The following is a 15,029-nucleotide window of genomic DNA, read 5'->3' as shown; positions in this document are numbered from 1 at the left end:
TGCGACACCGTGACATCCCCTCGCTCCAAGAAGTTCAGAACCGCTGCCGGTACGGCCGTCGTCCTCGCCGCCCTGCTGTCCACCGCCGCGTGCGGCGGCGGCACGGAGAGCAAGGACGACAAGGCCGGCGCGGGCTTCAACGCCGCCACCAAGGGCGTGATCAACAAGTCCGACGCCAAGGGCGGCACCCTGAAGTTCATCGGGACCCAGGACGCCGACAGCTGGGACCCGCAGCGCGGCTACTACGGCTTCATGTGGGACTTCGCCCGCTACTACACCCGCCAGCTCGTCAGCTACACCCCCGAGCCGGGCTCCAAGAGCACCTCGCTGACGCCGGACCTGGCCACCGGCCTCGCCGAGGTCTCCGACGACGGCAAGACCTACAAGTACACCCTGCGCGACGGCATCACCTGGGAGGACGGCTCGCCCGTCACCTCCCAGGACATCAAGTACGGCATCGAGCGCGCCTGGGCCCAGGACGTCATATCCGGCGGCCCCGTCTACCTGATGAACGTCCTCGACCCCAAGGGCGAGTACAAGGGCCCCTACAAGGACAAGTCCAAGGACAAGCTCGGCCTGAAGGCCATCGAGACCCCGGACGAGAAGACCATCGTCTTCAAGCTCCCGGAGCCCAACGGCGACTTCGAGCAGATGCTCGCCATGCCGGCCGCCTCCCCGGTCAAGCAGGACAAGGACACCAAGTCCAAGTACGGCCTCAAGCCGTTCTCCAACGGCCCGTACAAGTTCGACTCGTACACGCCGAACAAGTCCATGGTCCTGGTCCGCAACCCCGAGTGGAAGAAGGACTCCGACCCGATCCGCGCCGCACTGCCGGACAGGATCACGGTCACCTTCACCACCAACGCCGACGACATGGACAACCGCCTGCTCAAGGGCGACTACGACCTCGACATCAACGCCACCGGGCTCGGCCAGGCCGCCCGCGCCAAGGCGCTGCAGGACGAGGACTACAAGGCCAACCTGGACAACCCCCAGACCGGCTTCATCCGCTACGCCGTCTTCCCGCAGACGGTCAAGCCGCTGGACAACATCGAGTGCCGCAAGGCGATCATCTACGCGGCCGACCCCAAGTCGCTGCAGAACGCCCGCGGCGGCCCCCAGGCCGGCGGTGACATCGCGGCCAACATGCTGCCCCCGGCCATCAAGGGCGCGGACCCCAAGTACGACCCGTACAACCTGCTCGACGGCAAGCCCGACGTCGCCAAGGCCAAGGAGGCCCTGAAGGCCTGCGGCAAGCCGGACGGCTTCTCCACCACCATCGCGGTGCGCAACAACAAGCCGATCGAGATCGCCACCGCCGAGTCCATGCAGAACGCCCTGGGCAAGGTCGGCATCAAGGCGCAGATCGACCAGTTCGACGGCGCCCAGACCGCCAGCGTCATCGGCTCGCCCAAGGTCGTCAAGGACAAGGGCTACGGCATCATCATCATGGGCTGGGGCGCGGACTTCCCCACCGGCCAGGGCTTCTCCCAGCCGCTGGTCGACGGCCGCTTCATCCTCGAGTCGGGCAACAACAACTTCTCCGAGCTCGACGACAAGGAGATCAACGGCCTGTTCGACAAGGCCCTGAAGGAGACCGACCCCGAGGCCGCCGGCGCGATCTACGGCGAGATGAACAAGAAGGTCTCCGAGGCCGCGGTCTACCTGCCCTTCACCCACGAGAAGAACATCATCTGGCGCAGCTCCCGCCTGACCAACGTCTACACGGCCGACTCCTACAACGGCCGCTACGACTACGCCTCCCTGGGCGTCAAGTAACAGCGAAGGGCAGGTGAAGGCCCTCCTAGGGCGCCCCCGGGACGACCTCCCGGGGGCGCCGCGGGGCCGAGCGCAGTGCTGGCTTATCTCATCCGGCGGCTGACCGCCGTCATCGTCATGCTGCTGGTCGTCACCCTGGTGACCTTCGGGATCTTCTTCGTCTTCCCGAAGATGACCGGGGCCGATCCGGCCCTGTACTTCGTCGGCAAGCAGTCCGACCCCGCGGCGATCGAGGGCATCAGGCAGAAGATGGGCCTGGACGACCCCGTCCTGGTCCAGTTCGGCAAGTTCGTGGTCGGCCTGGTGGCCGGCCGGGAGTACGTCAACGGCTCCGACATCACCAGTTGCGCGGCGCCGTGCTTCGGCTACTCCTTCAAGACGGAGCAGGCCGTGTGGCCCGTCCTCCTCGACCGCATGCCGGTCACCTTCGCCCTGGCCGCGGGCGCCTGCCTGCTGTGGCTGCTCATCGGCCTGTCCACCGGCGTCGTCTCCGCCCTCAAGCGGGGCACCGTGATCGACCGCATCGCCATGAGCACCGCCCTGGCCGGCGTCTCGCTCCCCATCTACTTCACCGGCCTGATCTCGCTGGCGGTCTTCGTCTACGCGCTGGACTGGATCAACGGCGAGTACGTGCCGTTCGCGGAGAACCCGGCGGAGTGGTTCGGCGGGCTGCTCCTGCCGTGGATCACCCTGGCGTTCCTCTACGCGGCGATGTACGCCCGGCTCACCAGGGCGACCATGCTGGAGGTCCTCGGCGAGGACTACATCCGCACCGCCCGCGCCAAGGGCCTGGGGGAGCGGACCGTCATCGGCAAGCACGCCATGCGCTCGACGATGACGCCCATCCTGACCGTCCTCGGCCTGGACCTCGGCGCCCTCGTCGGCGGCGCGGTGCTCACCGAGACCACGTTCAACCTGCCCGGCATGGGCACGGCCGCGATCAAGGCGATCGGCGACCGCGACCTGCCGATCATCATCGGCGTCACCCTCGTCGCCGCGCTGGCCATCGTCGTGGCCAACCTCGTCGTGGACATGCTCTACGCCGTGATCGACCCCCGAGTGAGGCTGTCATGACGGACCTGACGCTGACGAAGGCCGCCGAGCCTCCGGCCGGACGGCCCGGCACGGCCTTCCTGGACGTGCGCGACCTGAAGGTGCACTTCCCCACCGACGACGGCCTGGTCAAGTCCGTCGACGGGCTGACGTTCTCCCTGGAGAAGGGGAAGACCCTCGGCATCGTGGGCGAGTCCGGCTCGGGCAAGTCCGTCACCTCGCTGGCCGTCATGGGCCTGCACCGCGTCGGCCAGTACAACAAGCGCAACAAGGTGCGGATCTCCGGCGAGATCTGGCTGGACGGCAAGGAGCTGGTCTCCGCCCCCCAGGAGGACGTCCGCCGGCTGCGCGGCCGCGAGATGTCCATGATCTTCCAGGACCCGCTGTCCGCCCTGCACCCGTACTTCACCGTCGGCGCGCAGATCGTCGAGGCGTACCGGGTGCACCACGACGTGACCAAGAAGGTCGCCCGCAAGCGGGCGGTGGAGATGCTGGACCGCGTCGGCATCCCGCAGCCCGACAAGCGGGTCGACGACTACCCGCACCAGTTCTCCGGCGGCATGCGCCAGCGCGTGATGATCGCGATGTCGCTGGTCAACAACCCCGAGCTGCTGATCGCCGACGAGCCGACCACCGCGCTCGACGTCACCGTGCAGGCGCAGATCCTCGACCTGATCCGCGACCTGCAGAAGGAGTTCGGCTCCGCGGTCGTCGTCATCACCCACGACCTGGGCGTCGTCGCCGAGCTCGCCGACGACATCCTGGTGATGTACGGCGGCCGGTGCGTGGAGAGGGGCCCCGCCGAGGAAGTCTTCACCCGGCCCCAGCACCCCTACACCTGGGGCCTGCTGGGCTCCATGCCGCGACTGGACCGCGAGCGCACCGACCGGCTGATGCCGGTCAAGGGCTCCCCGCCCAGCCTCATCAACGTCCCCTCCGGCTGCGCGTTCCACCCCCGGTGCCCCTACGCGGACGTGCCCAAGGGCAACGTGACGCGCACCGAGCGGCCGGAGCTGCGCGAGACCGGGAGCGGCGGGCACTTCTCCGCCTGCCACATGGACCGGGCCGAGCGGACGCGCATCTGGTCCGAAGAGATCGCCCCCAAGCTGTGAGCGAGCGAAGGCAGGACATGACAGTCGCGGACAAGCTGCCGGAGCAGCGCACGAACGGGGGAGGCGAGCCCCTGCTGAAGGTGGAGGGGCTGGTCAAGCACTTCCCCATCACCAAGGGCCTGCTGCGCCGCCAGGTCGGCGCGGTCAAGGCCGTGGACGGCATCGACTTCGAGGTCCGCGCCGGGGAGACCCTCGGCGTGGTCGGCGAGTCCGGCTGCGGCAAGTCCACCATGGGCCGGCTCATCACGCGGCTGATGGAGCCGACCGCGGGACGGATCACCTTCGAGGGCCAGGACATCACCCACCTGGGCACCGCGAAGATGCGCCCGCTGCGCCGCGACGTGCAGATGATCTTCCAGGACCCGTACTCCTCGCTGAACCCGAGGCACACGGTCGGCTCCATCATCGGCGCGCCGTTCAAGCTGCAGAAGGTGGCCACCGAGGCGGGGGTGAAGAAGGAGGTCCAGCAGCTGCTCGAGCTGGTCGGCCTCAGCCCCGAGCACTACAACCGCTACCCGCACGAGTTCTCCGGCGGACAGCGGCAGCGCATCGGCATCGCACGGGCACTGGCGCTGAAGCCGAAGCTGGTCGTCGCCGACGAGCCGGTCTCCGCGCTGGACGTGTCGATCCAGGCGCAGGTGGTCAACCTCCTCGACGACCTCCAGCGCGAGCTCGGGCTCACCTACGTGATCATTGCGCACGACCTGTCGGTCATCCGGCACGTCTCCGACCGGATCGCGGTCATGTACCTCGGGAAGGTCGTCGAGGTCGCGGACCGCGAGGACCTGTACAACCGGCCGATGCACCCGTACACCCGGGCCCTGCTGTCGGCGGTCCCGATCCCGGACCCGAACCGCCGCGCCAAGCGCGAGCGGATCCTCCTCAAGGGCGACGTGCCCTCGCCGATCGCCCCGCCGCCCGGCTGCCGGTTCCACACCCGGTGCTGGAAGGCCACCGAGGAGTGCCGCACCCAGGAACCGCCGCTGGCGCCGCTGGCCACCGGGCACCTGGTGGCGTGCCACCACCCGGAGAACGCCGACGACGGGAAGTCCGGCGCCGGGAAGTCCGGCGCGGGTGCCGAAGGCTCGGAGGGTCCGGAGGGGCCCGCCTCCTCCGACCGGGTACAAAAGATGGAGTGAGTTCCGACCTCTTCAGCCCCTCCGTCCTGCACGCGCTCGACGTCGCCGGGATCTTCGTCTTCGCCATCTCCGGTGCGCTGCTCGCGGTGCGCAAGAACTTCGACGTGTTCGGCATCATCGTGCTCGCCGAGGTGACCGCACTGGGCGGAGGGCTGTTCCGGGACCTCGTCATCGGCGCCGTCCCGCCCGCAGCCTTCACCGACGCCGGGTACTACCTGACCCCGCTGGTGGCCGCGGGGCTCGTCTTCTTCCTCCACCCGCACGTGGAGCGGATCAACAAGGCGGTCACCGTCTTCGACGCGGCCGGCCTGGGCCTGTTCTGCGTCACCGGGACCACCAAGGCGCACGAGTACGGGCTCGCGCTCGCGCCCTCCGTCGCGCTCGGCGTCGCCACGGCAGCCGGCGGCGGAGTCCTGCGCGACCTGCTGGCGCAGGAGGTCCCCTCGCTGCTGCGCTGGGACCGCGAGATCTACGCGGTCCCGGCGACGGTCGGCTCGGCCGTCGTCGCCCTCCTGATCCGCTTCGACGCCCTGACGGGGGCGACCAGCGCCGGTGCGGCGATCGCCGCCTTCGTGCTGCGGCTGCTGGCACTGCGCTACAACTGGCGCGCCCCGCGCGCCTGGAACCGCCGCAGCGGGGCGACGGAGGAGCCCGCCTGACCTGACCCGCCCCGCCCCGCCCCCGACGGGGCGGGGCAAGGACGGGGACGGACGGTCAGCCGCGCCGGTACTGCGCGGGGGAGTTCTTCGTCGCCGGGTCCTCGTACGCCCCCGCCTTCCCCCGGTCCACGTGGAAGGCGGTCAGGGTGGTGACGGGCGAGACCGGGTCCTGGAGGTCCTGGACCACCCGCATGCTGGTGGTCCAGCGCTCGGGCGTGACCTCGTACAGGTCGTAGCCGTAGCGGTTGCCCTCGAAGTACTGCAGGTGCGGGTTGGCCGCGCCCATGCGCGGGCCGTTGGCCGCGTTCCACGCCGGGGAGTACGCGTTCGACGAGATCGAGTGGGCCGTGAACTCCGTGCCGACGACCGGCGAGGAGGGCTCGTCGAAATCCGTCCGGACGTCGCCGACGAAGGCCGAGTGCCAGTCTCCGGTGATGACGACCAGGTCCTCCAGCCCGGACCGGTGCACATGGGTCAGCACCTCCTCGCGCTCGGCGAGGAAGCCGTCCCACTGGTCGGTGAACATGAAGTCGCCGCCCGGCCTGCCGCGCAGCTGGTTGAGCATGATCGAGTTGACCCAGCAGTGCCAGGAGTCGGGCGCGCGGTCGACTCCCCGCTTGAGCCAGTCCTTCTGCCGGGCACCGAGGATCGTCCCGTCGGGGAGGTTCTGCGCGGAGCGGTACGAACGCAGGTCCAGGACGGTCAGCTCCAGCAGGTCGCCCCAGCGGCGCACCCGGTGGATCTCCGGGTCGGGGAGGGCGGTCTCGCTGTCGTCCCGGTGCGGCATGTTCTCGTACCAGGCCTGGTACGCGGCCGCGCGGCGCTGCATGAAGGGCGCGCCGCCGCCGGTGCCGCTGTAGTTGTCGACCACCTCGTGGTCGTCCCAGGTGAGGAACCACGGGTGGGCGGCGTGGGCCTCGCGCAGGGACCGGTCGCCCTTGTAGAGGGCGTGGCGGCGCCGGTAGTCGCCGAGGGTGAAGTCCACCGCCGTGCCGTTGCCGCGGGGCCCGCTGACCGGCCCGCCCTCGTAGATGTAGTCGCCCAGGTGGACGACGAAGTCGATGTCCTCGCGGGCGATGCCGCGGTGGGCGGCGTAGTAACCACCATGGAAGGCCTGGCAGTTGGCAGAGGCGAAGCGGACACGGGAGACGGGGCCGGCCGGTGCGGTCCGGGTGCGCCCGAGACGGCTGCGCCGGCCCAGCGCGCTGAAGGCGTACCAGTACTGCCGGCCGTCCCGCAGCCCGTCGACGGACACGTGGACGCTGTGGCCGAGCGTCGCGGAGGCGGGCGCGGTGCCGCGGGCGACGACGCGCCTGAGGTCGCGGTCCTCGGCCACCACCCACTTGACCTCGACGACCTCCGGCAGGGCCTGCTCGGCGGCCAGCGGCTCGGGAGCCAGGCGGGTCCACAGGACGAACCCGGTGGGCGTCGGGTCGCCCGAGGCGACGCCGAGGGTGAAGGGCGCCGGGTCGTACTCGGCCCCCAGCAGCCCGGCGGCCTCCACGGCCTGCGCGGGCGAGAGGTCGCCCACCAGGGGCCAGACCGCGCCGAGCGCCCCCGCGGCGGCCGCCGCCTTCAACAGGTCACGGCGGTTCGTCTTCACGGCTTGCCTCCGGTGGCGTTCAGGGTCAGGGAGATCGCGTCCGCGTACCCGTCGTTGGACGTGCCCGTACCGGTGCGGGTGAGGACCAGCAGCACACGGGCGGTGCGGGCGCCGGGCGGCAGGGCGGCCGTGGCGCTGCGCTCGACGAGCCCGGTGCGCCCCTGGCGCTCGCCGGACGTCACGGGCCCCAGGACTGCCAGGGCGACCGGAGTCCCGGCGGCGTCGCGGAACTCCACGGACAGCCGGGCGCCGTCCTCCTGCGCGGCGTATCCGCCGAGCCAGGCGCTCACCGTGAACCGGACGTGCCCCGCGTCCACCCGGCCGCGGCCGGTACGGCCGGCGGCGGGCAGCTCCACGTCCTGGACCAGGACGGTGCGGGGTGATTCGCCGCCGGAGAAGAAACGGCTTCCGCGCCGCGGGGGACCGGGGTCCGCGGCGGTCGGGTACCCCTGGCCGACGTCGTAGCCGACGAGTGCGGGCGCGCCCTCGACGACCCGCCACCCCGTGACCCGAGCGACCGGGTCGGCCGTTCCGCCCGGCCCCGCCTCGGCGTCGCCGTTGACTATGAGATTCACGACCGTCCTGCTGCTTCCGTCGGGAGAACCATGGCTGCTCCTTGTCGTCGGGCCGGGAATCCCCGGCCAGGGCGCAGCTCAGCAGCGACGGGTGAATCGGTGGAGGACGGAGGGGGAACGGGCAAGGGGACGGAGCTGTACGGATCTTCGCCGCGCGGGCACCGCGGAACAGCTCCGGAGGTACGCGGCCCGCAGGAGCGGGGCGCCACGTGACCGGCCGGCCCGGGCACGCTCCGGGCGGGGCGGGCTAGGAGGCGGTCGGAGGGAACTGCGGCGGCGGGCCGGGACGCGCAGATCCGGTCGGTCCTGCGGTCTGTGTCGGCCACTGCTCCGCACCGGACCGCGGGCCCGTGGCCCGGGGCCCGCCGGCCGGTGCTCCGGGCGGAGGGCCGTAACCGGTCGACGGCCCCTGACCCTGCGGGACCGTTCCCGCCACCGGATACCCGTACCCCGGCTGCGGCTGCGGCTGCGGCTGCGGCTGCGGCTGTGGCTGCGGCCACGAGTTCGCCTGCGGCGTCGCCCAGCCGCCCGGCTGCGGCGGCCCGGCCGGGTGTGCGTGCCCCTGCCCCTGCCCCTGCGGGGCTCCCCAGCCGCCGGGCTGCTGCCACCCGCCGCCGGGCCGCTGCGCGCCGGGGGCCTGCGGCCACCGGCTGCCCGGGTTCTGCGGGCCGCCGCCGGCCGCCTGCGGGTCCGCCCAGGCGGGTGCCCCGGGGCGCCCCATCAGCACGAGGAGCACCACGCCCCCGACGAGGTTGAGCAGCAGCGAGAGGATCCCGACGGCCGACTGCCCCGCGGCGGAGAAGCCGTGCACGGAGTAGACCGCGGCGGTGACCGCCGCGCCGAGCAGCATGTGGCCCCCGGCCACCACGGACAGGCCGCGCGCCGCCGGGCGTCCGGTGGCGGCCAGGAACGCGGTGACCGCGAACAGGGCGATGTGCACCAGCACGGGCCAGCCGTACGGGGACTGCAGGGCGGGTGCCCGGTCGGGGACCTCCAGCAGCTGGGAGGCGTAGGGGAAGCTCGTCGTCAGCGCCAGGTGGACCTGCCCGCCGGCGGCGAGGAGCGCCACCAGGCCGAGGACGGCGGCCCCGACCGCTTTGGCGGTCCTCGTCGGCCGTGCCGGCACGTCCTCCGGCTCCACCGGGTCCGGCCCGACCGGGACGGGCAGGCCCTCGTCGTCGTACTGCTGCACCGGCCGCCGCGCGAAGCCCGTGGCCAGCGTGGCGGCCGCGGCCGCCGCCAGGACCAGCTGGAAGAGGGTGGTCAGCACGGCGAGGGCGTAGATGGGCGAGTCGTACTCGAAAGTGGTCTCGCTCGGCTCCTCCCGGGTGAACGCGGTCCACACCAGGGGCAGCCGCAGGGCCAGCGTCAGCCCCGCCGCGGCGCCGGCCACCGCCCCGGCGAAGCGGGAGCGGGCCAGGGCCAGTCCGGTGGCGGCCGTGAACAGCAGGCCCAGCTCCAGGTCGACCAGCGTGGTGACCATGAACTGGGGCTTGCCCTCGGAGACCGGCGCGGTCCCGTAGGAGGTCCAGGAGCCCCACACCGTGCCGAGGTCCGACCTGCCGAGGTCGGCGGCCATCCACACCAGCGGGTGCAGCGCCATCAGCGCGCACATCACCCCGGCCGCGATCCGCGGGCCGTTCTTCAGCACCAGCACGTGTGGCATACGGCGCCGCACCCTCCCGTTGTCCCCGGTCCCGGAGGGCGGACCGCCCCCGGGCAGGGGGCCAACGCTAGCAATCCGGCGGTGTCCCGAATCACGTGCAGAATGCAACGTTCGCCCTGGACGGATGGTTGATACCCGTGCGTAATATGCGGCATGACCACCCCGCAGCCACAGCCTCCATCGGTGACAGCGAGTTCGACCGCGACACCGCCGTACGCAGGCGGGCCGGCGAGCCGCACGTGCTCGACACCGACCTGTCCGCCGGCTGGACCATCGGCCACGGCGTCAACGGCGGCTACCTGCTGGCCCTGACGGCCCGCGCCCTCGGTGAAGTCCTCCCGCACCGCGACCCGTTCACCGTCAGCGCGCACTACCTGACCGCCTCCCGCCCCGGCCCGGCCGAGGTGCGCACCCAGACCGTCCGCACCGGCCGCTCGCTCTCCACCGGCCAGGCGTCCCTGGTCCAGCGCGACGAGGACGGCAACGAGGTGGAGCGGCTGCGGGTCCTGGCCACCCACGGCGACCTGTCGGCCCTCCCGGACGACGTGCGCACCAGCGCGGCCCCGCCCGCCATGCCCTCCTACGAGGACTGCCTGGGCACCGAGCACGCACCGCCCGGAACGCTGAGCTCCCTGAAGCAGACCGGGATCGTCGAGCGGCTGCACACCCGCTTCGACCCGGCCACCGTCGGCTGGATCATGGGGCAGCCCTCGGGCCGCGGCGAGATCCGCGCCTGGTTCGGCCTCGCCGACGGACGCGACCACGACCCGCTCTCCCTGCTGCTCGCGGTCGACGCGCTGCCGCCGACCGCCTTCGACCTGGGGCTGTCCGGCTGGGTCCCCACCGTCGAACTCACCGTCCACGTGCGGGCGCAGCCCGCCCCCGGGCCGCTGCGCATCGCCGTCCGCACCCGCAACCTCGCCGGCGGCTTCCTGGAGGAGGACGCCGAGGTCTGGGACAGCCGGGACCGCCTGGTCGCCCAGTCCCGGCAGCTGGCCCGGGCCCTGCGGGGCTGACGGGCGCGGCGGGCCCGTACGGCCGGCCCCGCGGGTCGGCCCCCGCGGGGGCCGACCCTCCCCGGCGCCCGGCGCCCGGCGCGCACCGGGACCGTGGAATCATCGACACCATGCCGTATCTCGACCACGCCGCGACCACGCCGATGCTGCCGGAGGCGGTGCAGGCGATGACCGCGCACCTGACCGCCACCGGGAACGCCTCATCCCTGCACGCGGCGGGCCGGCGTGCCCGGCGCACCGTGGAGGAGTCCCGCGAGACCCTCGCCGCCGCGCTCGGCGCCCGCCCCAGCGAGATCATCCTCACCGGCGGCGGCACCGAGTCGGACAACCTCGCGGTCAAGGGCCTGTACTGGGCGCGCCGGGACGCCGACCCCGCCCGGACCCGCATCCTGGTCAGCCCCGTGGAGCACCACGCCGTCCTGGACGCGGTGGTCTGGCTCGCCGAGCACGAGGGGGCCCGGCTGGAGTGGCTGCCGGTCGACGGCCACGGCAGGGTCCACCCCGACGCGCTGCGCGCCGCGATCGAGGGCAGTCCCGACGACGTCGCCCTGGCCACCGTGATGTGGGCCAACAACGAGATCGGCACCCTCATGCCGGTGCGCGAACTCGCCGACGTCGCCGCGGAGTACGGCATCCCCCTGCACGCCGACGCGGTCCAGGCGTTCGGCCAGGTCCCGGTGGACTTCGCCGCCTCCGGGCTGGCCGCCATGACGGTGACCGCGCACAAGATCGGCGGCCCGTACGGCATCGGCGCCCTGGTGATGGGCCGCTCCTGGACCCCCGTGCCCCTGCTGCACGGCGGCGGCCAGGAGCGCGACGTGCGCAGCGGCACCCTCGACGTGCCCGCGGCCGCCGCGTTCGCCGTCGCCGCCCGGCTGGCCGCCGACGGCCGCGAGGAGTTCGCCGCGCGGATCGGGGCCCTGCGCGACGAACTGGTGGCCGCGGTGCGCGACATCGTCCCCGACGCCGTCCTCAACGGGGACCCGGACCCGGCGGGCCGCCTGCCCGCCAACGCCCACTTCTCCTTCCCCGGCTGCGAGGGCGACTCCCTGCTGCTCCTGCTGGACGCCCAGGGCGTGGAGTGCTCCACCGGCTCCGCCTGCTCGGCCGGCGTCGCCCAGCCCAGCCACGTCCTGCTGGCCACCGGCGCCCCCGACGACCTGGCCCGCGCCTCCCTGCGGTTCTCCCTGGGCCACACCACCACCCGCGCCGACGTCGAGGCCCTGGCGTCCGTGCTCGGCCCCGCCGTCGAGCGCGCCCGGCGCGCCGGCGCCGCCACCCGCCGCTGACGCCCGGCGGCCCGCCGCCCGGCGCCCCGTCACGGGGCCCGGGCCGTCCGCCGCACCCCGTACCCTGGACTGGCCATGACTGACTTCCCCGGTGCCCCGACCCCTACGCCCCCCGCCCCGGCGGACGGCTGCGCGTACTGGCCGCCATGTCCGGCGGCGTGGACTCCGCGGTCGCCGCGGCCCGTGCCGCCGAAGCCGGCCACGAGGTCACCGGCGTGCACCTCGCGCTCTCCGCCAACCCCCAGTCCTTCCGCACCGGCGCCCGCGGCTGCTGCACCCTGGAGGACTCCCGCGACGCCCGCCGCGCCGCCGACGTGATCGGCATCCCCTTCTACGTGTGGGACCTGGCCGAGCGGTTCCGCGAGGACGTCGTCGACGACTTCGTCGCCGAGTACGCGGCCGGGCGCACCCCCAACCCCTGCCTGCGCTGCAATGAGAAGATCAAGTTCGCCGCGCTGCTGGACAAGGCCCTCGCCCTCGGCTTCGACGCCGTGTGCACCGGCCACTACGCCACCGTCGTCGAGTGCGCGGACGGCTCCCGCGAGCTGCACCGCGGCGTCGACGCGGGCAAGGACCAGTCCTACGTCCTCGGCGTCCTGGACGCCGACCAGCTCGCCCACGCCATGTTCCCCCTCGGCGACACCACCAAGGACGACATCCGCCGCGAGGCGGAGCGGCGCGGCCTGGCCGTGGCCGGGAAGCCCGACAGCCACGACATCTGCTTCATCGCCGACGGCGACACCCAGGGCTTCCTCGCCCGGCACCTGGGCACCGCCGAGGGCGACATCGTCGACGAGGACGGCAACCGCCTCGGGACCCACACCGGCGCCTACGGCTACACCGTCGGCCAGCGCAAGGGCCTGCGCATCGGCCGCCCCGCCCCCGACGGCAAACCGCGCTTCGTCCTCGACATCTCCCCGGTCACCAACACCGTCACCGTCGGCCCCGCCGAGGCCCTGGACGTCACCGCCCTGACCGGCATCAGGCCGCGCTGGTGCGGCGAGCCCCCGGCCGGGCCCGGCCGCTACACCGCCCAGCTGCGCGCCCACGGCGACGAGACCCCGGTGACCGCCGAACTCGCCGACGGCGAGCTGAAGGTGGCCTTCGACCGGCCGGTGCGGGGCATCGCCCCCGGCCAGGCCGTCGTCCTGTACGACGGCACGCGCGTCGTCGGCTCCGCCACCATCGCCACCACCGTCCGCCGCACCCGCACCGCGGCCGCGGAGCCCACGGCCCCGTAGCCCGCCCCGCGGCCCGGCGGATCCCCCGCCGCCGGCCGCGGCGGGGAACGTAGCGTGGGGGCATGAGTACGCATGTGATCACCGGGGCCTCCTCCGGCATCGGGGAGGCCGTGGCGGGTCGGCTCGCCGCACGCGGGGACCGGCTCGTCCTGCTCGCCCGCAACGAACGCCGCGCCGCCGAGCTCGCCGAGCGCTTCCCCGGCAGCACCGCCCTCGTCGCGGACCTGGAGCACCCCGAAGGCATGGCCGGTGCCCTCGGCGGCGCGCTCCCGGAGCGGATCGACTCCCTCGTGCACTCCGCCGGCGTCGCCGACCTCGGGGGCGTCGGGGAGGCGGACGCGGCCGTCTGGGCGCGGACCCTGGCCGTCAACCTCGCCGCGCCCGCCGAGCTGACCCGGCTGTGCCTGCCCGCGCTGCGGGCCGCGCGCGGCCAGGTGGTGTTCGTCAACTCCGGCTCCGGGCTGCACACCGGCCCCCGCTGGGGCGCCTACTCGGCCAGCAAGCACGGCCTGCGCGCCCTCGCCGAGGCGCTGCGCGCCGAGGAGCAGGGCAACGGGGTGCGCGTCACCTCCGTCTACCCGGGCCGGGTCGCCACCCGCATGCAGGAGAACATCCACGCCCAGGAGGGCAGGGCGTACGACCCGGGCGCCTGGATCGCCCCGGAGTCGGTGGCCACCGTCGTGCTGACCGCGCTCGACCTGCCGCGCGACGCGGTGGTCACCGACCTGTCGGTGCGCCCCAACGGCTGAGCCGGGAACCCCCGGGAACGCGCACGGGCCGGAGCGGGCGGGGAACCGGCCGGTCGCCGCGGACCTCCCCGCCCGGTCTCGTACCCTTCCCGGGTGAGTACGCACAGCACGGGACACAGGTTCGGTTGGGGAGCGGGCGCGGCGACCGGGGTCGGGTCGATGCCCGGGGGCGACGCGCGGCAGGCGGCGCGGACGGTCGTGAACGAGCTCGGCGCGCTGCCGTTCCTGCCCGAGCTGCCCGCCCGGGGACCGGGCGCGGACATGATCGGCCGCTCCCTGGGCCTGCTGGTCGACATGTACGCCCACGTCGAGCCCAGCGGCTGGCGGTTCTCCGACCGCCCCGGGCGGGACTCGCGCCGCGCCGCCTCCTGGCTGCGGGAGGACCTGGACGCCCTGGAGGAGTTCACCCAGGGGCACGCCGGGCCGCTGAAGGTGCAGGCCGTCGGCCCGTGGACGCTGGCCGCCGCGGTGGAGCGGCGCAACGGCGAGGCCGCGCTGTCCGACCCCGGCGCCTGCCGGGACGTCGCCGCCTCGCTCACCGAGGGACTCCTGGGCCACCTCGCCGACGTGCGCCGCCGGGTGCCCGGCGCCGAGGTCGTCCTGCAGCTGGACGAGCCCTCGCTGCCCGCCGTGCTCGCCGGGCGGGTGCGCACCGCCAGCGGCTACCGCACGTACCGCGCGCCCGACCGCTCGGTGGCGGAGGCCGCGCTGCGGGCGGTGGTCGAGGCCGTCGGCGTGCCCGTCGTCCTCCACTGCTGCGCGCCGGACGTCCCCTTCGCGCTGCTGCGCCGGGCCGGCGCCACCGGCCTGTCGTTCGACTTCTCCCTCCTGACGGAGCGTGACGACGACGAGCTGGGGAGGCGGTGGAGGCCGGCACGGCGCTCTTCGCCGGCGTCGTGCCCGCCACGGACGCCGCACTGTCGGACCCCGCCGGTAGCGTCGGTGGTGTCAGGGCGCTGTGGCGCAGGCTGGGGCTCGCACCCGGGCTCCTGGGGGAGTCGGTGGTGGTCACCCCGGCGTGCGGCCTGGCGGGGGCCTCGCCGCGCTACGCGGGGCCGCGCTGGAGCACGCCGTCCGCGCCGCGAGGAGCCTCGTCGACAACCCCGAGTGACCTGCCCGGCCGCCCCCCGGCCGGCCGGACACCGGAC

General features: G+C 73.5%; 12 protein-coding genes and 1 pseudogene. 10 read left to right on the top strand and 3 right to left on the bottom strand.

All coding sequences use genetic code 11. The features are described from left to right. The first annotated feature begins 9 nt into the window (after positions 1-9). The 5 genes from GQS52_RS07565 (at position 10) to GQS52_RS07545 (ending at position 5,742) form a co-directional block, all read left to right on the top strand. Positions 10-1,779, top strand: a complete 1,770-nt coding sequence (locus GQS52_RS07565) for an ABC transporter substrate-binding protein (RefSeq protein ID WP_182312590.1) — start codon at positions 10-12, stop codon at positions 1,777-1,779. 75 nt (positions 1,780-1,854) lie between these two features. Then, positions 1,855-2,853, top strand: coding sequence for an ABC transporter permease (locus tag GQS52_RS07560; RefSeq protein WP_220472747.1), 999 nt, complete (start codon positions 1,855-1,857; stop codon positions 2,851-2,853). Then, positions 2,850-3,944 carry an ABC transporter ATP-binding protein gene (locus tag GQS52_RS07555; RefSeq protein ID WP_182312588.1) on the top strand — a complete coding sequence of 365 codons (1,095 nt, stop codon included), beginning with the start codon at positions 2,850-2,852 and terminating at the stop codon, positions 3,942-3,944. Before GQS52_RS07560 ends, GQS52_RS07555 begins: the two co-directional genes overlap by 4 nt. A 17-nt stretch (positions 3,945-3,961) precedes the next feature. Beyond that, on the top strand, positions 3,962-5,083 hold the full coding sequence (locus GQS52_RS07550; RefSeq protein WP_182312586.1) for a dipeptide ABC transporter ATP-binding protein: 1,122 nt from the start codon (positions 3,962-3,964) through the stop codon (positions 5,081-5,083). After that, positions 5,080-5,742 (top strand): trimeric intracellular cation channel family protein, encoded by a 663-nt coding sequence (locus GQS52_RS07545; protein ID WP_182312584.1) that lies wholly within the window; start codon positions 5,080-5,082, stop codon positions 5,740-5,742. The genes GQS52_RS07550 and GQS52_RS07545 overlap by 4 nt, the downstream gene beginning before the upstream one ends. 55 nt (positions 5,743-5,797) lie before the next feature. Here the strand turns inward: GQS52_RS07545 and GQS52_RS07540 are convergent, their stop codons facing one another. The 3 genes from GQS52_RS07540 to GQS52_RS07530 form a co-directional block, all read right to left on the bottom strand. Further along, the gene (locus GQS52_RS07540; RefSeq protein ID WP_182312581.1) at positions 5,798-7,345 is read right to left on the bottom strand and encodes an alkaline phosphatase D family protein; all 1,548 of its coding nucleotides are present in this window, start codon (positions 7,343-7,345) and stop codon (positions 5,798-5,800) included. Next, positions 7,342-7,920 (bottom strand): phosphoesterase, encoded by a 579-nt coding sequence (locus GQS52_RS07535; RefSeq protein ID WP_182312579.1) that lies wholly within the window; start codon positions 7,918-7,920, stop codon positions 7,342-7,344. The genes GQS52_RS07540 and GQS52_RS07535 overlap by 4 nt, the downstream gene beginning before the upstream one ends. A 247-nt stretch (positions 7,921-8,167) precedes the next feature. Further along, positions 8,168-9,586, bottom strand: coding sequence for a hypothetical protein (locus GQS52_RS07530; protein WP_182312577.1), 1,419 nt, complete (start codon positions 9,584-9,586; stop codon positions 8,168-8,170). Between the two features lie 146 nt (positions 9,587-9,732). Here GQS52_RS07530 and GQS52_RS07525 point away from each other — a divergent pair, with 146 nt between their 5' ends. From GQS52_RS07525 to GQS52_RS07505, 5 genes and pseudogenes are all read left to right on the top strand, one after another. Beyond that, complete coding sequence (locus tag GQS52_RS07525; protein WP_182312575.1) at positions 9,733-10,602, top strand: thioesterase family protein; 870 nt, start codon at positions 9,733-9,735, stop codon at positions 10,600-10,602. Between the two features lie 110 nt (positions 10,603-10,712). Next, positions 10,713-11,891, top strand: coding sequence for a cysteine desulfurase family protein (locus GQS52_RS07520; RefSeq protein WP_182312573.1), 1,179 nt, complete (start codon positions 10,713-10,715; stop codon positions 11,889-11,891). A gap of 146 nt (positions 11,892-12,037) precedes the next feature. Next, positions 12,038-13,132 carry a tRNA 2-thiouridine(34) synthase MnmA gene (gene mnmA / locus GQS52_RS07515; protein ID WP_182312571.1) on the top strand — a complete coding sequence of 365 codons (1,095 nt, stop codon included), beginning with the start codon at positions 12,038-12,040 and terminating at the stop codon, positions 13,130-13,132. A gap of 62 nt (positions 13,133-13,194) precedes the next feature. Continuing rightward, on the top strand, positions 13,195-13,881 hold the full coding sequence (locus tag GQS52_RS07510) for an SDR family oxidoreductase (protein ID WP_182312569.1): 687 nt from the start codon (positions 13,195-13,197) through the stop codon (positions 13,879-13,881). Between the two features lie 159 nt (positions 13,882-14,040). Next, a pseudogene (locus GQS52_RS07505) lies at positions 14,041-14,992 on the top strand (methionine synthase). The last annotated feature ends 37 nt before the right edge of the window (positions 14,993-15,029 follow it).

The organism is Streptomyces sp. SCUT-3 (assembly GCF_014083985.1).
GTDB classification, from domain to species: domain Bacteria; phylum Actinomycetota; class Actinomycetes; order Streptomycetales; family Streptomycetaceae; genus Streptomyces_H; species Streptomyces_H thermolineatus.
Note: the sequence above shows the minus strand (reverse complement) of the source record. Positions and strands in the feature narration are given on the sequence as shown.